Consider the following 18,378-nt stretch of genomic DNA (forward strand, 5'->3'; position numbering starts at 1 on the left):
AACTTGAGGACCCCATGCAACTCGAACACACACTGTCCGTTCCCGCCCCGGTCGACGAGGTGTGGACCGCCCTGCTGAATCCGGAGAAGGTCGCGCCGTGCATGCCGGGTGCGACGCTCACCGGGGTCGACGGCGACACGTTCACCGGGACCGTCAAGGTGAAGCTCGGACCGGTGGCGCTCACGTTCAAGGGCACCGGCGTGTACGTCGAAAAGGACGAGACCGCCCGCCGGGCGGTCATCGAGGCCAATGCGAAGGACACCCGAGGCAACGGCACCGTGGCCGCGACCATCACCGTCACCCTCACCGGCGACGGCGACCGCACCGACGGCATCGTGAGCACCGACATGAAGATCACCGGCAAGCCCGCCCAGTTCGGGCGGGGGATGATCTCGGATGTCGGTGGGAAGATCCTCGAGCAGTTCGCGGACTGCCTGTCGAAGAAGCTCGGACCCGAAGCGACGGCCTCTTCTGTGTCCTCCTCTGTGTCCTCCTCCGCGGCGGCCACTGAGGCAGCCGAGTCGCAGCCCAACGAGTCCGTGCCGGCGAGCCCACCGCTCACCGCCTCGGGTTCGGGCGACGAGCCTGCCGGTGGAGCATTCGTCGGGTCCGGTGCCGGGGATGACGACTCCGCGCAGACGCGGCCGAACGAGTCGGTTCCACCCAGCCCGGTGAGCGCCTCACCGGCACCGGCGATGACCTCGACGCCTCCCACGCCATCGACGACTCCCTCCCCGGCCGCGCCCCCGCAGCCCGAGGCCGAACCGCTCGACCTCATGCAGTACGCGAAGGGATCGGTCGCGACGCGGGTCGCGCCGGTCGGAGTGGTCGCGATTCTCGTCGTGGTCATCGCGGTGATCCTCCAGCGTCGATCGGGACGCTGACCTCGTCGGATCCACTCGAACGCTGCGGATCGGACCCCGTCGAACGGGCCGGTCCGCAGCGTTCGTCGTCGTCAGCCTGCCTGTGCTGCGACGCGGCGACGCCCGATCGGGTCGAGCTGCGCACGGAGCCAGGCGTGCGCGGGATCCGCATCGCGCTCGGCGTGCCAGACCGCGAATTCGCGCAGGGGCGGCAACTGGAAGGTCGGTTCCAGGATGCGCAGGAACGCCATCTCGGCGAGGTGCCGGGCCAAGCGCTCGGGCAGGAACGTGACCATGCAGGTGTTCTCCAGGGCGTACGGAAGCACCGCGAGGTTGCCGCTGGTCGCGCCGACCTGGGCCACCGCCCCCGCACGCAGCAGAGCGCGGCCGAGGTTGGTGTCGTCGGAATACTGCGCGTAGGACAGCAGCGGGTAGCGGCCGAGCACTTCGCGGGTGAGCTTGGTGCCGGTGTACGGGTGCCCGGACCAGACCGCCCCGACGAGTCTGTCGGTCAGCACGACCTGCCTCCGGCAGCTCTCGAACTCCGGGGATTCGAGCACGTGTTCCGGTAGCACCGCGAGATCGATCTCGAACCGGCGGAAGGCATCGAGACCGGCACCGTTGAACGGCAGCAGATCGAAACGGATGCCGGCCGGGGTGCTCCCCCGGACCAGCAGACGCAGGAGGGTGATCGCGGCGTAGTCGCCGGTCATGATGGTGAAGGTGCGTGAATCCGTCGCGGGATCGAAGCCGGGCGCAGCCAGTACCGAGCGCTCGAGGGTCCGCAGCACCTCGCGGAGCGGTTCGACGATCGCCTGGGCGCGCACGGTGGGACGCAGTGTGCGGCCGCTCTTCACGAGAAGCGGATCGTCGAATTGCTTGCGCAACCGGGCGAGAGCCGTACTCGTCGCCGGTTGCGACATGTTCAGTCGCCGCGCCGCGCGCGTGACATTGCGTTCGGAGAGCAGGACTTCGAGGACGACGAGCAGGTTGAGATCGACCCGTCGCAGATCCATGCGCCCCCCTGACATCGAAACCCGGCGGAACGGGAAATTCCGGCGGCATCGTAGCGCACGACCGTGATGTATACACAAGATCGAATACCAGCTATCGGACTTGGACGGCGATCTTGTGAGCGCAGCGAAGTACTACCTACTCTGACCCACGTCCTGACGGCAGCGAACCGTGATTCGCCCTGGCCCGAATTTCCAAGGCGAAGTTCTTTACTTGCCGAAGTCCAGTTTCGGCCGGCCGCCGACTCAGGCACGTAGAGAGGTTCGGGGGGCGAAACGTTGTGAGTGTCATGAGGAAATTCCGGCAGTACACGCCGGACAACTGGCGTCTGTGGCGCAGGATGACCGCGGTCGTCGCCGTCCCCATCGTCGCAGCGACCCTGTACGGCTCGCTCCGCGTCTACGACCTCTACCAGGAGAACGACGCCTACAGCGCCGCCGCCGAGAACGTCTCCATCCTGCCGACCCTCGCCGACTACGCCACCAGTGTCACCGGCGCCGCGGCAGCGACGATCCTGTCACTGCCCGTCGACAACGGCGCCCAGGTCGCCCGCGAATCCGCCGCGACGCTGCGCGACCACATCGACGCGAAGGATCTCGATCCGCAGATCGCGGCGATGATCAACCGCATGCTCGCCGAGGGCGAGAGCCTGCTCGACAGCGCGTCGTCGGGAACCCTGGCGCCGACCGTGGCCAGCGAGCGCGCCGAAGGATTCGTCAGCCGCGCCCAGGCTGCCTACCGCGCCATCACCACCACCACGGACGACCCCACCGTCCAGCGCGAGAGCGCGACACTTCTCGACCTGTGGGACACCCAGTGGTCCCTGCTCGACCAGGTCCTCGCATACTCCGCGCTGAGCGCCGGAACCGACGGTGCCCTGCTCATGTGGAACAACGCCCTCGGTGTCGAGTCCGCGCGACTGGCCGTCCTCCGTGACACCTTCGTCGAGAACGAGACCGCCGACTCCTCCCGGGTCGACGGTCTGATGACCCAGCTCGAGAATCGCCGCAGCCTCACGGCCAACCTCGACAACGAAGCGGGCAACGTCGCCGCTCTGCGCGGGTCGCTCTTCGAGAGCCTCATGATCTACCAGGAAGAGGTCGCCGGTTCCGCGACCCGAGCCGTGGCCGCCCTCGACGACCTCGCGGCCGAAGCACGCACCGAAGCCCTCAAGAACGCCATCGGTGTCGCGATCATCCTCGCCCTCGCCCTCGCCCTGGCGATCGTGATCGCGATGTCGCTCGTCCGGCCGTTGCGCAGACTGCGCGACGACACCCTGCGCACCGCCGAACAGGATCTGCCCGCCGCACTCGCTGCGATCAAGGACGGCGCCGAGATCGAATCCGTCACACTGGATCCGATCCGCGTCTACACCCGCGAGGAGATCGGCGAGGTGGCGCGCGCCGTCGACAGCATGAACGAAGGCGCCCTACGTCTGGCCGGCGAGCAGGCCCAGCTGCGCCGGCAGGTCAACGAGATGCTCGAAACGCTCGCCCGCCGCAACAAGACGCTCGTGGAACAGCAACTGGCGCTGATCGATTCGCTCGAACACGAAGAGCGCGACCCGACGCGTCTGCAGAACCTGTTCGCGCTCGACCACCTCGCCGCCCGCATGCGGCGCACGGGCGACTCGCTGCTCGTCCTCGCCGGTACCCGCCAGCGCCTCGGCCGCGTCCCCGACACACCGCTCGTCGACGTCCTGCGCGCATCCCTCTCGCAGGTCGAGAACTACCAGCGCGTGAACATCGGAAATGCGCCGGACGGCAATCTGGTCGGCAGCGCCGTCACCGACGTCGTCCACATGATCGCCGAGCTCCTCGACAACGCACTGCGCGCCTCACCGCCCGAGAGCACCGTGGCGTTCGCGTTCTCCCGCGCCGTCGACGGCGGCCTCCTCCTCGAGATCGCCGACCGTGGAATCAGTATTCCCGCAGATGAACTCGCCGACATCAACATGCGGCTGGGTTCGGACGGCGAAGCCGGATCCGGCGCCGCACGGCGAATGGGTCTGTTCGTGGTCGCGCGCCTCGCCGATCGTCACGACATCACGGTGCGTCTGCGTCCGACCTTCGACTCGTCCACCAATGCCGGCATCACTGCGAGCATCTACCTGCCGACCAGCCTGCTCAAGGGAACCGGCAGGAACCACGACGATCCGTACCGGATCGATCGGCCGCGCCGCCTGCCCGATCCCCCGTCGGAGTACGGCGAGCAGTTCCACGCCGACCCGGCATCCGGATCGCAGCCGGTGGTCGGAAGCCGTCACTCGGCACCCACCCCCGCTCTCGCGACGCCCGGGACGAGTCCGGGTATCCGGCGCGGACAGCTGCACGAACGATGGGTTCCCCGCGACGCGGGACAGTAGGCGACGCGGACAACGGACAGCGGGCGGGCGGTCTGCCATCCTGACGGCATGACCGTTCCCCGCGTCGACGTCCACCAGCACGTCTGGCCGGCACCACTCGTCGCTGCGTTACGGGCACGCACCCGTGCGCCGCGGCTCGTCGGATGGACGCTGTACCTCGGCGGTGAACCCCCGTACGAGGTGCGACCGGAGGATCACTCGGTCGCCCGGCGGGCCGAGCTCGCGGCGCAGGACGGCATCGACTTGGCGCTGGTGTCGTTGTCGAGCCCGCTGGGGATCGAAACGCTTCCCGCAGCCGACGGGGCCGGCCTGCTCGACGCCTACCACGAGGGAGTGCTCGCGCTGCCGCACCCGTTCGGGGCGTGGGCGGCAGCGTCGGTCGACGATCCCGATCCCGCGGCGCTGCGCGAGGTGCTCGGGGCGGGATGCGTCGGTCTCCAGCTTCCCGCCACCGCGTTGGCGGATGCCGACGGCTACGCGCGGTGCGCCCCGCTCCTCGACGAACTCGACCGCGTCGGTGCTCCCCTGTTCGTGCATCCCGGGCCCGCCGCGGCCGATCCGTCGGCTCCGCCGTGGTGGCCGGCGATGGTGTCGTACGTGGCGCAGATGCACACCGCGTGGTTCGCCTGGCACGAGTACGGGGCCCCTCGCCTCCCCGGACTGCGCGTGGGGTTCGCGATGCTCGCCGGGCTCGCGCCGCTGCACGCCGACCGGATGGCCGCGCGCGGCGGACCGGCGACGGTCCCGTCGGCCGGAGTGTTCGTCGACACCTCGTCGTACGGTCCCGAGATCGTCGAGGCCGTGGCGTCCGGACTCGGCCCCGACCGCGTCGTGCTCGGTTCGGACCGCCCGTACGCAGCACCGTTGCTGTTCGGCGACGCGCGCGACGAGCCCGTACGGCGACGCAATCCGGCCCGGTTGTTCCGAACGTCACACGAGTGAAAATCTTGACAGTGCCGCATCCGGCCGCTGAAGTGAGCGACATGCGTCTTCCGGCGACCCTGCGGCATCGCAGGCTTCATGTGGACTACGTCCGCATCGCCGGTGGTTTCTGTGGTTGTCGCGCCTGTCGTTGATCCCGGCCCGACCCACTTCCCCTGCCCGGACGACCCTACGATCCCGTCCGGCTCCCGTTTCGAGGAACCACGATGGCTGCTGCTCTTCTGTCCCCCTCCGTGCGCGTCGATCTCGCCGAGATCGTCCGTGACATCGCCGCGGACGTCTCCCGCTGGCGTCCGCTCGTCCGCTTCGACGAGACCGAACGCTGGTACACCCGGCTCGCCGTCGCCGACGACTACGAGGTGTGGTTGCTGAGCTGGCTTCCCGGGCAGCGCACCGGGATCCACGATCACGGTGGGAGTGCCGGCGCGTTCGCCGTCGCGCAGGGACAGGTCCGGGAGGACACCGTCGACCAGCCGTGGTCGGAAGATCTTCCCGGGCAACGCGTGACGCTCTCCCGCACCCATCTGTCGACGGGTGCCGCGCGTCGATTCGACGGTCGGCACGTGCACGAGGTCGTCAACGACGGTCCCGTCCCGGCGGTGACCGTGCACGCCTATACCCCCGCGCTGGACTCGATGAGCCGATACCGTCTCGAGAGCGGCATCCTCGCCCTCACGATCTCGGAGCGTGCCGGCGACGACTGGTGATCCACTCGTGACAAATCCGGCACAGTGGGTATCCGCCGGGATAGAGTCGAAAACCGACCGTGCCGCATCCGAGGGAGCAACCCGTGAAACGCTTCGCACGCACCACCGCGCTTCTCGCCGTGTCCGTATTCGCCCTGGCCGCCTGTTCCGGCGGCGGAGACGAGGATCCCCTCGCCGGAGACACAGCGGACGGAGGCGCGATCGTCGTCGGTTCGGCGAACTTCCCGGAGAACGTCCTGCTCGCGGAGATCTACTCGCAGGCGCTCGAGAGCACGGGGGCCGAGGTCACCCGCCAGTTCAACATCGGCAGCCGCGAGATCTACTACGACCAGGTCGCCTCGGGTGCCATCACGCTCGTCCCGGAGTACAACGGCGCACTGCTCGCGCGGGTCGACCCCGACAGCACCGCCTCGACGACGGAGGACGTCAATGCGGCCCTGTCCGAAGCCCTTCCGGACGGGCTCGAGATCCTGGCCTCCGCCCCCGGTGAGAACAAGGACGCCCTCGTCGTCACCGAGGAGACCGCGCAGCGCTACAACCTGGTGAGCATCGCCGATCTCGCGCCGGTCGCCGGCGAACTCGTCCTCGGCGGACCGCCCGAGTTCGAGACGCGTCAGCAAGGTGTCGTGGGTCTGCGCGAGGTGTACGGGGTCGAGTTCCGCGAATTCGTCCCCACCGACACCGGTGGCCCCATCACCATCCGCGCGCTCTCGGACGGCACCGTGCAGGCCGCGAACATCTTCACCACCGATCCGTCGCTGAGCACCGAACCGTTTGTTGCGCTGGAGGACCCGGAATCGGTCTTCGGAGCCCAGAACGTCACCCCGCTGGTGCATCGCGCCGATCTCGACGACGACCACGTCGCGAAGATCGACGCCGTGTCCGACAAGCTCACCACCGACACCCTCGTCGTCCTGGTCGGACAGGTGGTCACCGACGGTCGCGACATCGACGTCGTCGCCGAGGAGTGGCTGCAGCAGAACGATCTGAACTGACGGAAGTCGGTGCCGCGTGATCACATTCGACAACGTCGGGAAGCGTTATCCCGACGGGACCGTCGCCGTCGACGGACTCTCGCTGGAAGTCCCGACGGGCACCCTGACGGTGTTCGTCGGGCCGTCGGGGTGTGGGAAGACCACCTCGTTGCGCATGATCAACCGGATGGTCGAGCCCTCGAGCGGGCGTGTGCTCGTCGGGGGCCGCGACGTCCGGGACGAGGATCCCCGGATCCTGCGCCGCGGCATCGGATACGTCATCCAGCACGCCGGGCTGTTCCCCCATCGCACAGTGATCGACAACGTCGCCACCGTGCCCCGGTTGCTCGGCGCGAGCCGTAAGGAGGCCCGCGCGACCGCGATGGACGTGCTCACCCGAGTCGGCCTCGGAAAAGAACTGGCGCAACGCTATCCTGCTCAGCTGTCCGGCGGGCAGCAGCAGCGTGTCGGTGTGGCACGCGCGCTGGCGGCCGATCCTCCGATCCTGTTGATGGACGAGCCGTTCTCCGCGGTCGATCCCGTGGTCCGCAAGGATCTGCAGGACGAACTCCTGCGCCTGCAATCGGTGCTGGCCAAGACGATCGTGCTCGTCACCCACGACATCGACGAGGCGATCAAGCTCGGCGACCGCGTGGCCGTCCTGCGGCCGGGCGGGGTGCTCGCCCAGTACGCGACTCCGGAGGAGCTTCTCACCTCCCCCGCCGACGATTTCGTCGCCGGATTCCTCGGCGTCGACCGCGGTGTGCGACTCATGTCGTTCTTCTCGTCCGCCGACCTGCCGTTGCGCACCGATCCGATCGTCACCCGCGATGCCGCCGAACTCGCCGTCGGCGACGGCTGGCTTCTCGTCGTCGACGACGACGGACGCCCGACGGGGTGGCGAGACGGCAGTGCCGATGCGGAATTCCTGCCGGCCGGAAAGCCGTTCGTTCCCGGGCGGGATCCGCTGCGCGTCGTGCTCGACGCGGCTGTGCTCTCACCGTCGGGCCATGCCGTGGCGGTGGACGACGACGGACGTGCGCTCGGGGTGATCAGTGGCGAAGAGGTGACCGCGGCGGTCCGCGCGGCGCACAACCACAGGGAGGCCGGCACCCCGTCTCCGCTCGCGATGCGGAAGTTGCGGTGAGCCTGCGGATTCCCGGTTATCTCGGGACGTTCTGGGAACTGCTCGGCGATCATCTCGTCATGGCCCTCGGCGCGTCGCTGCTCGGCCTCGTCCTCGCTCTGCCGCTGGGCCTCGCGTGCGTGCGGTGGCCGCGGGTGTACGCCCCGGTGCTCGCGGTCTGCAGTGTCCTGTATTCGATTCCGTCGCTTGCCTTCTTCGTCCTGCTCATCGCGTTCACCGGGATCAGCCGGACCACCGTGATCCTTCCGCTGGCCGTCTACGCGCTGGCGGGCCTCGTCCCGAACGTCGTCGACGGATTGCGTGCTGTGCCCGACAGTGTCCGCCAGTCGGCGGTGGCGATGGGATTCTCGACGCCGCGCCGGTTGCTCACCGTCGACCTGCCGCTGGCGATCCCCGCGGTCATCGCGGGGCTGCGGGTCGCGACGGTCGCGAACATCAGCATGGTGAGCGTCGGAGCGCTGATCGGCATGGGTGCCTTCGGCGCGTTGTTCACCGCCTCGGTGCAGCTCGACCGACTCGATCTGGCGATCATCGGCATCATCGCGACCGTCGTGATGGCACTGGTCGTCGACGCGGTGCTCGTGCTCGTCCAGCGTCTCGCCACGCCGTGGATGCACCGCACCTCGAAGGTGCGCCGATGACGACGCTGCTGAACTATCTGGCCGAATACTTCGGCGACTCCGCGAACTGGTCGGGCGCGTCCGGGATCCCGACGCGACTGGCCCAGCACTTCGGCTATACCCTGCTCGCGTTCGTGATCTCCGTGCTCCTCGCGTTGCCGCTCGGCCTGTGGACCGGGCACACGGGCCGCGGCGGTGTGCTCGTGTCGCTCACAGCGAACGCCGCACGCGCCCTCCCCACCTACGGCCTGCTCGTGTTGCTGGTCGTGCTGTACGGGATCGGGCTCGTTCCGGTGATGGTGCCGCTGGTGGCACTCGCGATCCCACCCATCCTGTTGAACTCCTACGAAGGGATCCGCGGGATCGACCCGGCGCTGACCGACGCCGCCCGCGGGATGGGGATGACCTCGTCCCAGATCCTGCTGCGGGCCCAGCTGCCGGTGGCCTTGCCGCTGATCCTCGTCGGCCTGCGCACCGCCGCCGTGCAGATCGTCGCGACCGCCACGATCGCCGCGGCAGTGAGCTTCGGCGGGGTGGGAAGGCCCATCGTGGACGGTCTCGCGCGCAGCGACTACGCCCTGGTCGTGGGCGGTGCCGCCCTCGCCGGGATCTGCTCGCTGGTGATCCTCGCGCTCTTCGCGGTCCTCGGCCGACTGCTCGTCTCACCCGGCGTCCGGGCCTCGCGCGACTAGCTCCTACGACCCCTCCCTTCGGAACCGACAAACGTGTCGGTGGCCCGGAGCACACTGGAGGTAGAGACGAAGTCCTATCGAGGAGGCGCAGGTGCGATGTATGCGCAACGCGAAACCTACTTCGGCTGGACGTCTCGGCGCGTACCCCTGTACGCAGCCGCGCAGCCCACGGCATCCCCGGCCACACCGGCCGCATCCGGCCCGAGCATTCGTCCCGAGGACGAGCGCGTTCCCTCGGGCGTAACGCTCGACCGCATCCTGCCCGAGTCCGTGCTGCATGGCCGTCTGGTCGCGTATCACGACGCGGACGAGGACAGGGACTACGTGGCCGTGGCGGTCGGCGCGGTGGCGGGCGAGAACGATGTACCGGTCCGGGTGGCCGAGGAAGAGACGCTCGTCGTGTCCGCGGCCCGCAGCATGATCGATGGGATCCTCGTCGGCACGGAGAACGACGACCTCGACGAACTGGAGGTCGCCCGTCAGCTCCGCTTCGGCGGACCGGTCCGCGACCTGCTGGAATACATCGGAGCACGGTCGGTGGTGGTCGACTGGAGCCCCGCTGTGGCGTGATCCGACAGAGCCGTGGCGTGATGTGATCGCGTCCCCGTAATCGCGGATGTGTGACGCGCCGATACACACATCTGCAACGACACAGCATTCAGGTGGTACGGTCGTAGGCGTCCCCGTGACCAAAACGTAATAATTCGGGGATTATCGCAGCCCTGGTGTGGGTACTCGAGCCTTCGGGTTCCACTGGGAGGGTGACCGGAAGTGGCGATGCCGGACTGACAGCTACGCCCGTCGGGGGCAGCCCGGCACCGCCACTTTCGACCCACACTCTCCGGGACCGGATTCTTCCGAGTCCCGGTTCTCAGTTCTCCGTTACCGCTGCGGCTGCGGCCGTCGCCGCCAGAGCGGCCGGCGCCTCGACCGCGAGGAGATGACCCACCTCGGGAAGCGCCACGAAATGAGCACCCATGTCGTCGGCCAGCTTGTTCAGCGCGTCCACCTGTACGAGGGGGTCCTTGCTTCCCACGACGACCTCGACCGGACGCCCGCGCCAGCGGCGCAGCACGGCCCGATCGATGCGGGGCATGTTCGTCAGCGACGTGCAATACGCACCGACGCGGCAGGACCACCGCAGGGTCTGTTCGTCGGGCCGGTAGTCGTATCCCGCGAGTGCTCGAAGGTACCGCTCGGTGTTCTCGAAGTTGGGCTCGTTGCGCCACTGCAGGCCGGGGATGAGGGCGCGGTTCCACCGGACGCGCGGGACGAGACCCAGCGGCGCCGCGATCACCAGCTTCTCGATCCGGTCAAGATCCTCCACCGCAGCGGCCACGGAGGCCGACCAGCCGAGACCGATCACGGGGATCCGCTCGACGCCGAGTGCATCGAGCACCTCGACGAGCCAGTGGCCGTAGACGCTGTGGATCCGGCTGTCGGGCCGGCTGCCCGCGCTCGCACCGGGAAGGCCCGGGACATCCACGAGCACCACCCGGTGGCGCTCGCCGAACTGCTCGGCGAGCAGACGCAGCCCCGCCGCCGGGAGATCGCCACCCGCGAGCACCACGATCGGCGGTGCGGTCGCAGGACCCGTGGTGAGCACGTAGGTGTCACCCAGCGAGGTGCGGGCGACGTGCTCCTCGACGGGACGCTCCCAGTAGGTCAGCAGTCCTGCGCACGCGTGGTGGATCACGCTGCCGTCTCCGGGGCAGCGGTAGGGCGAACGTGTCAGCAACGCCATCATCCTCCTACCCGGACGATTCCGGGGACGACGAGGGATTCACGGAACGGCATGAATGGATCTTCTTTCGTGGGGTACGAGCGTCTTTCGCCGACCAACCTCGGGCACACCGCACGACACCGTAGCCCAGTGCTCGGTGTGGACGCCACCCGTGGTTCCGGAAAACTTCACAACCGTCCCTCACGTCACTTTCGTGCCGAATGCCCTTTCACCCCTGCGCCTCCAGGTCCTCCCACGAGGTGTGAACCTGCGGTCGGAAGCCGTAGCCGGTGTCGGGTTCGGGCAGATGCCCTTCGGGGTCGATCACGACGACCTCCACGCCGTCCCGGTGGAGCCGACCGATCATCTCCAGCAACATCCTTCGGCCGACCGGCAGGATGGTACGGACGAGGGACAGGTCGAAGACCAGGCGTTTCGTCTCCACAGGCTCGTCGACCACGGCCGTCACGAGACCCTCGGAACTGGTGAACTGGAGGTCGCCCTGCAACTCGAGGAGGGTGAGAGACTCGTCACCCTCGCCGATGACATGTCTTCTGCGTAACACCGAGTGTGCGACCATCGGCGCGTCCATCAGATGCAAGTTCATGTCGCGGGAGAGACGACCGAAGGCGGCGACCCCCTGGACGCTGGTGCCGTGGTCGTCGAGGCGCGGCGAGTATGCGGCAATACCCAACTGTCCCGGTAGGATTCCTATGATTCCTCCGGACACGCCGCTCTTGGCGGGGATACCGACGGTGGAGAGCCAGTCCCCCGCCGCGTCGTACATCCCACAGGTCGCCATCACCGACAGCACCTGACGCACCACGTCCCGCGAGAAGATCTCCTCGCACGTCACGGGTTGCACACCGCCCGCCGCGAGCGTCGCGGCCATCATCGCGAGATCCTTGGTCGTCACCGTCACCGAACACTGCCGGATGTACCCCTCGACGATCTCGTCCGGATCGTCCTCGAAAACCTCGTACCCCCGAAGGAGATTGGCGATGGCGACATTGCGGTAGGAGTTCTCGAGCTCCGACGACGCGACCTTCTCGTCGATCGTCAGCTCGCGACCGGCCAGGGACGACAGCAGAGAACGGATGTCCTCCACCGAGGCCTCGGGTTGCCGTCCGTCGAGCACCAGGGCGTGTGCGGCGAGCGCACCGGCATTGATCATCGGGTTGAGCGGACGGCCCGTGTTGCGTTCGAGCGAGACCTCGTTGAACGCCTCCCCGGAGGGTTCGACATCGATCACGTCGAGCACGGCGTCGAAGCCTCTCTGTTGCAGCGCAAGACCGTAGACGAAGGGCTTCGAGATCGACTGGATCGTGAACTCGGTGTGGTCGTCGCCCACGGAGTACACCGCACCTTCGGCGGTCACGAGGGTGAGGGCGAACCGGTCCGGGTCGGCCCTCGCCAGTTCCGGGATGTAGTCGGCGAGGGCGCCCGAACTGTCGGCGCATCCTCGGAGCACTTCGGTCAGATAATCCGGCAACGGTGAACGCATGTATTCATCGTGACCGAATCGGACGCTGCCGGGGTGAGGAGTGACGAAGGCGATTGAACCGGCGGATCGCGGGTATGCCATCCCCATGACTGCTCTGTCGTCGGCGCTGTCCGTGCCGTTCCGAGTGGGATCCGCGCTGCGCGGAGCGCGCGTGTTCCACCCGCGCGGTGCGACCTTCGAAGGGGTTGCCGAACTCGAGTCGTCCTGGTGGCCGCGGCAGATTCCCCGCCCTACTCCTGTCGTCGCCCGGGTGTCGCGGGCCATCGGCACACCGGACGGCATGCCGGACGTGCTCGGTCTCGCGGTGCGCTTCGCCACGAAGACCGGCCCGTGGGACGTCCTGCTCGCATCGGCTCATCTGCCGGCCCGGGTGGCGCTGCTGCCGGCCCGTTCGTGGTCGAGTGCCCGCTACAGCACGCTCATGGCCTATCGGACCGACAGCGACCCCGCGCCGCGGTGGATCACCGCCGTTCCGCGCGGACGACAACCGTCCTCGACGACCTCCGTGCAGGCACTCGAGATACCGCTCGAGTTCTCTCTCCTGGTGGGTTCCGCCCGCGGGCCTCTGGAAGCGGCGGGACGTCTGACGCTGACTCGCCACCTGCCCGAGAAGGATTCGGAGCAGCCGTCATTCGATCCGACCGTCCACTGCCCCGGATCCGTCGATCCGTGGCCGGGATGGCTCGTCGAGACGCGGCGCGACGCCTACCGGGCGAGCCGGGCCGGACGAGGCGCCTTCCTCGCCCGGCCGCAGCACACCGTCAGCTGATCACCGCGTCGATCGTCTTCTTCAGCGCGGACGGCTGCGCCGGTGACCGCGGGGCGCCCTCCTTCATCTCGAGCATGCGGGCACCGATGTCCTGCAACTGTTTACGGCCGAGCGCCTCGCGCACCTTGGGGAACCACTCGTCCTCCTCCTCGTCGATGTGATGCTCGACGTTCTCGATGAGGACCGTCGTCTTCGCGTCGAAACGCTCTGCGTCGGGCTTCATCCCGGCCAGTTCGATGACGAGCACGTCGGCGACGTGGTGCTCCTCGTACGATTCGAGAATGTCGTCCTCGAGATCGGGGAGCAGGGAACGCACCTCGGGGTACATGCACTCGTTCTCGAGATAGGTGTGCACGGTGAGGGCTTCGATGATCTTGTCGACGATCTTGCCCTTCTCCTTCTCCCCCTCGGCCTTCCGGAAGTCGCGGAAGAGTTTCTTGATCTCCTTGTGGTCTTCCTTCAGCAACACGATCGCGTCTGTGGACACGGTTCCTCCTGCGGCGTGAACATTGCCGCCCCCAGCGGGCGTGGCACAGGAATACCCGTCCGCGACACCGTCACACGCGCACACGATCCGCATTCGCGAGGATGGCCGCCCGCAGTGCCGCCTCCGGGCCGTTGAGTACGGAACGACGCGCCATGAGCACGAACTCGATCTCACCCGCACCGGGAAGCAATCGTTGGGGATCGCGCACCGGGACGAGACCGGGTGGTGGAAGCCGCTCGGCGTGCAGCACCACGCCCAGTCCCGCGAGCGCTGCAGCGCGCAGACCGTTGAGACTGTCGGTCGTGCACGCAACGCGGACACCGCGCCCACTGCGCTGGAGGACCTCGAGCGCGATGTCGCGGGTCAGGGCCGGCGACGGATAGGACACCAGCGGTGTCGGCTCGTCCGGATCGAGGACGTAATCGGGGGCGGACAGGAAGACGAGACGCTCGCTGAAGATCATTTCACCGTGGCGGCTGCCCGGTCGACGCTTGCCGAAGACCAGATCGAGCTCGTTGTCGTCGAGACGGCGCTGCAGATCCTCGCTCAGATCCACCGTGAGTTCGAGATCGATCCGGGGATGACTACGCCGGAACTCGGCGAGGATCGACGGCAGCTCGTAGAGCACCAGGTCCTCGGAGACCCCGAAACGCAGCCGGCCGCTGAGCGGCGACTCCGAGAAGTGCCTGCGGGCGGCATCGTGGCGATCGAGGATCTCGCGGGCGAAGGCGACCATGTCGGCGCCGTCCGCCGTGAGCTCGACGTTGTGCGTGTCGCGTACGAACAGGCGGCGCCCGATCTCCTTCTCGAGTCGCGCGACGTGCTGACTGACCGTCGACTGCCGCAGGCCGAGCCGCTGGGCGGCCGCGGTGAAGCTGCGCTCCCGCTCGACGGCCAGGAAGCTCCGTAGGTGCACCGGATCGAACACCACCCCATTTCATCACGAATCGCGATTACAGAAAACGTGGCGACCGTCTTCTGTAATGACATCCGGCTGCCGTACCGTCGATTCGTGCTCTCCAAGATCCCCGTGCTCGGACGGCTCGACCCGTTCCTGCTCGCCATCCTCGCCACCGTCGCCGTCGCTGCTCTGCTGCCCGCCGACGGGGTCGTACTCGACGGCGTGAACTGGGCCGCCAAGATCGCCATCGGGCTGCTGTTCTTCCTGTACGGCGCGCGCTTGTCCACGGAGGAGACCATCGAGGGTCTCGAGCACTGGCGTCTGCACCTGACGATCCTCGCCACGACCTTCGTCGTCTTCCCGCTGCTCGGTCTGGCCGCCAAGGTGCTCGTGCCGTCGATCCTGAGCGACCCGCTCTATCTCGGCGTCCTGTACCTGTGCCTGCTGCCGTCCACGGTGCAGTCCGCCATCGCGCTCGTCTCGGTGGCGCGCGGCAACATCCCCGGCTCGATCGTCTCGGCCAGCGCCTCGAGTCTCATCGGAATCTTCGCGACTCCACTGCTGGTCGCGCTGACGATGTCCACCCAGGGCGTCACCTTCAGCGGGTCGGCCGTGCTCGACATCGTGCTGATGTTGCTCGTGCCGTTCGTCGCAGGTCAGCTCCTGCGGCGCTGGATCGGCGGCTGGGTGAAGGCCCACGGCAAGCCGCTCAAACTCGTCGACCGCGGATCGATCATGCTGGTCGTGTACGTGGCGTTCAGCCGCGGCATGAACGAGGGTATCTGGTCGATGATCTCGGTCGGCCGCCTGCTCGCCCTCGTCGGTGTGTGCGCGGTGCTGCTCGCGATCGTGCTCGCGCTCACCTGGTACTCGTCGCGCGGACTCGGTTTCGAATATCAGGACCGTGTCGCGATCCTCTTCTGCGGCTCCACGAAGTCCCTCGCCACCGGTCTGCCCATGGCGATCGTGCTGTTCCCCGGCCAGCCCATCGGCCTGATCGTGCTGCCGCTCATGCTGTTCCACCAGATGCAGCTCCTGGTGTGTGCGGCTCTCGCCGGGCGGTTGGCGAAGAAGGCACCGGATGGGCTCGTAGCCGTATAGGAGAGCGAAGCCGAAGCTCCTGTTAGACGAAATCGAGGGTGAAATCCGCTGATTCCGGTAGCGGTGACGTCATCGTGCCGTCACCGTGCAGGGAGAACCCCGATTCGCGAACCTCGGCTCGAAGGAGCACCGACATGGGTCTGCTGTTCCACGATCATCTGCACGACGAGTTCGGAACCTGGTCGCTGGCCTACATCCCCTACGGCGGCGCCGACTTCGGCGAGATCGCCGCAGTGGCCCGGCAGGTGGGCGACGGTGACGACGGGGACTTCTATCGGGCATGGGTCGAGACCGGGGACCGTCTCGTCGCCGAAGCGGAGTCCTGCGCGACCGCCGGGCACGACGACTCGGCACGCGAACTGTTCCTGCGGGCGAGCGCCTACTACGCGACCGCCTACCACCCGCTGTACGGACCTCCCGTCGACCCACGTCTGATCGCCGCCTTCGACAAGCAGGTCGCGGCCTTCGATGCCGGGCTGGCGATCGGGGACACACCCGTCAAGGCTGCCAGGATTCCATTCGAGGACACCACGCTTCCGGGCTACCTGATTCCCGCACCCGGCCACGAGAACAGCGTGCGGCCGCTCATCGTCTTCACCAACGGATACGACGCCACGATCACCGACATGTACTTCGCATCGGCCGTGGCAGCGCTGCGACGCGGCTACCACTGTCTCCTGTTCGACGGACCGGGCCAGGGCGAGATGCTCTACAAGCAGAAGATGCCGATGCGTCCGGACTGGGAAGTGGTCGTGCGCGCGGTGATCGATCATGCGACGGCCTCCCCCATCGTCGACCCCGAACGCATCGTCCTGAGCGGATGGAGTCTCGGTGGGTATCTCGCGCCGCGCGCAGCATCCGGTGAGCATCGTCTGGCCGCGGTGGTCGCCGATCCCGGTCAGTGGAGCGTCGCGGCCGGCACCCGGGCCCTCGGGGCAGCATTCGGCCTCTCCCCCGAGGTCCTCGACGATCCTCTCTCGATGAGCGCACAGGACGCCGACACGATCATGGCTGCGGTGCAGTCGGATCCGTCACTACGCTGGAAGATCGTCGCCCGCGGATTCTGGGTCAACGGCGCCTCGGACATCCGGGAACTGTTCGCGGAGATGAACGAGTACACACTCGACGAGGTAGGCGAGCGTATCTCGTGCCCTGTCGTGGTGACCGCCGCCGAGAGCGATGCCCTCGCACGCGGTGCGGGAACATTCGGAGATCGGCTCGGCGACACGGTGACTCTCATCCCGTTCACCGAGGCCGAGGGTGCGGGTGGGCATTGCGAGATGGGCAACCGCACCCTCCTCAACAGGCGGGTTCTCGATCGGCTCGACGAGCTCCTGGCCCGCACGCCCTGACGATCAGCGGTCGGGCCGGCCCGTGTACGCCTCCGCGAGATACTGCTGTCCGTACCGGGAGCCGACGACCGCGGCGAGTTCGCCCAGTGCCCGCTTGTTCTCGAACGACGTTGCGTCCTCACGGGTGTGGAGCATCGAGGTCATCCAGTACGAGAAGTTCTGCGCCTTCCACACGCGCTGCAGCGCCGTGTCGCTGTAGGCGTCGAGCAGGTCGGACGAGCCGGTGGAGAAGAACGAGTCGAGCGCGCGGAAGAGCACCCGGACGTCGGCCAGGGCGAGGTTGAGTCCCTTGGCACCGGTCGGCGGAACGGTGTGGCCGGCATCGCCTGCCAGGAAGAGGTTTCCGTGCCGCATCGGTTCGCACACGTACGAGCGGAACGGCAGGACCATCTGTTCGAAGATGGGGCCGCGCTTCAGTTCGAAACCGTCGGGGCCGTCGACACGCCTCTGAAGCTCGTCCCAGATCCGGTCCTCGCTCCACGTCGACGCGTCCTCGGACGGATCGCACTGGAAGTACATCCGCTGCACCGACTCGTTGCGTTGACTGATGAGGGCGAATCCGTGATCAGAACGCGCATAGATCAATTCGGGTGCACTCGGTGGAGCCTCGGTAAGGATCCCGAACCATGCGAAGGGGTACTCGATGAAGTGGTCGGTGCGGACGTCGCCGGGAATCGCCTTGCGGCAGATGCTCTGTGATCCGTCGGCTCCGACGAGGATGCGGCACCGGATCTCGACCGGCGTGCCGTCGGATTCGGTGAACCGGATCTTCGGTGTGTCGGTGGTGATGTCGAGAACCTCTGTGTCGCAGACGCTGTAGCGCACATCGCCACCGTCGCGTTCGCGCGAGGCGGCCAGGTCGACGAAGACCTCGTTCTGCGGATACAACCACACCGACTCACCCACGAGGTCCCGGAAATCGATGCGGTGGCTCTCACCTCCGAAGCGCAGATCGATGCCGTCGTGGCGGTGCCCTTCGTTCAGGACACGGGTGTCGACTCCGCTCTCGGTGAGCAGCGACACCGAGCCGTGCTCGAGGATCCCCGCACGGTGGGTGGTCCGGATGGTCTCGTGATCACGCTTCTCGACGACGATGTTGTCGATCCCCGCCTTCGCGAGGAGATGGGAGAGCATGAGACCTGCCGGGCCGCCGCCGACGATGCCGACTTCGGTGGTGACGACCGTGCGGGTTGCGTTCATGTGTTCGTCCTTCGCTG

At 67.6% G+C, this 18,378-nt stretch carries 18 protein-coding genes; 12 read left to right on the plus strand and 6 right to left on the minus strand.

All coding sequences use genetic code 11. From position 1 onward, the window contains the following. Positions 1-14 precede the first annotated feature (14 nt). Positions 15-884: an SRPBCC family protein gene (locus tag RBB84_RS20455; protein WP_138845115.1), complete on the plus strand. Its 870-nt coding sequence runs from the start codon at positions 15-17 to the stop codon at positions 882-884. 71 nt (positions 885-955) lie between these two features. Here RBB84_RS20455 and RBB84_RS20460 read toward each other — a convergent pair whose 3' ends face one another. After that, positions 956-1,879, minus strand: coding sequence for a LysR family transcriptional regulator (locus RBB84_RS20460; RefSeq protein WP_193902833.1), 924 nt, complete (start codon positions 1,877-1,879; stop codon positions 956-958). A gap of 287 nt (positions 1,880-2,166) precedes the next feature. Here RBB84_RS20460 and RBB84_RS20465 point away from each other — a divergent pair, with 287 nt between their 5' ends. The 8 genes from RBB84_RS20465 (at position 2,167) to RBB84_RS20500 (ending at position 9,894) form a co-directional block, all read left to right on the plus strand. Next, complete coding sequence (locus RBB84_RS20465) at positions 2,167-4,242, plus strand: ATP-binding protein (RefSeq protein WP_193902834.1); 2,076 nt, start codon at positions 2,167-2,169, stop codon at positions 4,240-4,242. Between the two features lie 48 nt (positions 4,243-4,290). Continuing rightward, positions 4,291-5,184: an amidohydrolase gene (locus RBB84_RS20470; protein ID WP_350246671.1), complete on the plus strand. Its 894-nt coding sequence runs from the start codon at positions 4,291-4,293 to the stop codon at positions 5,182-5,184. 206 nt (positions 5,185-5,390) lie between these two features. Beyond that, entirely contained in the window at positions 5,391-5,891 is a 501-nt protein-coding gene (locus RBB84_RS20475) for a cysteine dioxygenase family protein (RefSeq protein WP_350246673.1), read from the plus strand. 83 nt (positions 5,892-5,974) lie between these two features. Continuing rightward, positions 5,975-6,886 (plus strand): ABC transporter substrate-binding protein, encoded by a 912-nt coding sequence (locus RBB84_RS20480; protein ID WP_024102446.1) that lies wholly within the window; start codon positions 5,975-5,977, stop codon positions 6,884-6,886. 16 nt (positions 6,887-6,902) lie between these two features. Then, complete coding sequence (locus tag RBB84_RS20485; RefSeq protein WP_024102447.1) at positions 6,903-8,012, plus strand: ABC transporter ATP-binding protein; 1,110 nt, start codon at positions 6,903-6,905, stop codon at positions 8,010-8,012. Then, positions 8,009-8,653: an ABC transporter permease gene (locus RBB84_RS20490; protein ID WP_006550779.1), complete on the plus strand. Its 645-nt coding sequence runs from the start codon at positions 8,009-8,011 to the stop codon at positions 8,651-8,653. The genes RBB84_RS20485 and RBB84_RS20490 overlap by 4 nt, the downstream gene beginning before the upstream one ends. Further along, complete coding sequence (locus RBB84_RS20495; RefSeq protein ID WP_006550780.1) at positions 8,650-9,324, plus strand: ABC transporter permease; 675 nt, start codon at positions 8,650-8,652, stop codon at positions 9,322-9,324. Before RBB84_RS20490 ends, RBB84_RS20495 begins: the two co-directional genes overlap by 4 nt. A gap of 96 nt (positions 9,325-9,420) precedes the next feature. Beyond that, complete coding sequence (locus tag RBB84_RS20500) at positions 9,421-9,894, plus strand: hypothetical protein (protein ID WP_019290568.1); 474 nt, start codon at positions 9,421-9,423, stop codon at positions 9,892-9,894. 301 nt (positions 9,895-10,195) lie between these two features. Here RBB84_RS20500 and RBB84_RS20505 read toward each other — a convergent pair whose 3' ends face one another. Both RBB84_RS20505 and RBB84_RS20510 read right to left on the minus strand, forming a co-directional pair. Continuing rightward, positions 10,196-11,068: an alpha/beta hydrolase gene (locus RBB84_RS20505; RefSeq protein WP_041803497.1), complete on the minus strand. Its 873-nt coding sequence runs from the start codon at positions 11,066-11,068 to the stop codon at positions 10,196-10,198. 208 nt (positions 11,069-11,276) lie between these two features. After that, a complete protein-coding gene (locus tag RBB84_RS20510) occupies positions 11,277-12,551 on the minus strand; it encodes a glutaminase (RefSeq protein ID WP_024102450.1) in 1,275 nt (424 codons plus the stop codon). Between the two features lie 85 nt (positions 12,552-12,636). Between RBB84_RS20510 and RBB84_RS20515 the strand changes: the two genes are divergently transcribed. Beyond that, positions 12,637-13,320, plus strand: a complete 684-nt coding sequence (locus RBB84_RS20515) for a hypothetical protein (protein WP_024102451.1) — start codon at positions 12,637-12,639, stop codon at positions 13,318-13,320. On the opposite strand, the gene RBB84_RS20520 is transcribed toward RBB84_RS20515, so the two are convergent. After that, on the minus strand, positions 13,313-13,807 hold the full coding sequence (locus tag RBB84_RS20520) for a hemerythrin domain-containing protein (RefSeq protein WP_006550785.1): 495 nt from the start codon (positions 13,805-13,807) through the stop codon (positions 13,313-13,315). The genes RBB84_RS20515 and RBB84_RS20520 overlap by 8 nt on opposite strands. A gap of 70 nt (positions 13,808-13,877) precedes the next feature. Further along, positions 13,878-14,735, minus strand: a complete 858-nt coding sequence (locus RBB84_RS20525; protein WP_024102452.1) for a LysR substrate-binding domain-containing protein — start codon at positions 14,733-14,735, stop codon at positions 13,878-13,880. An 84-nt stretch (positions 14,736-14,819) separates the two neighbouring features. On the opposite strand from RBB84_RS20525, the gene RBB84_RS20530 reads away from it, so the two are divergent. Together RBB84_RS20530 and RBB84_RS20535 are read left to right on the plus strand one after the other, a co-directional pair. Next, positions 14,820-15,809: a bile acid:sodium symporter family protein gene (locus RBB84_RS20530; RefSeq protein WP_350246676.1), complete on the plus strand. Its 990-nt coding sequence runs from the start codon at positions 14,820-14,822 to the stop codon at positions 15,807-15,809. 134 nt (positions 15,810-15,943) lie between these two features. Continuing rightward, the gene (locus RBB84_RS20535; RefSeq protein ID WP_350246677.1) at positions 15,944-17,161 is read left to right on the plus strand and encodes an alpha/beta fold hydrolase; all 1,218 of its coding nucleotides are present in this window, start codon (positions 15,944-15,946) and stop codon (positions 17,159-17,161) included. A 3-nt stretch (positions 17,162-17,164) separates the two neighbouring features. Here RBB84_RS20535 and RBB84_RS20540 read toward each other — a convergent pair whose 3' ends face one another. Continuing rightward, entirely contained in the window at positions 17,165-18,361 is a 1,197-nt protein-coding gene (locus RBB84_RS20540; protein ID WP_350246679.1) for a 4-hydroxybenzoate 3-monooxygenase, read from the minus strand. Positions 18,362-18,378 lie beyond the last annotated feature (17 nt).

The organism is Rhodococcus sp. D-6 (genome assembly GCF_040256695.1).
GTDB lineage: Bacteria > Actinomycetota > Actinomycetes > Mycobacteriales > Mycobacteriaceae > Rhodococcus > Rhodococcus pyridinivorans.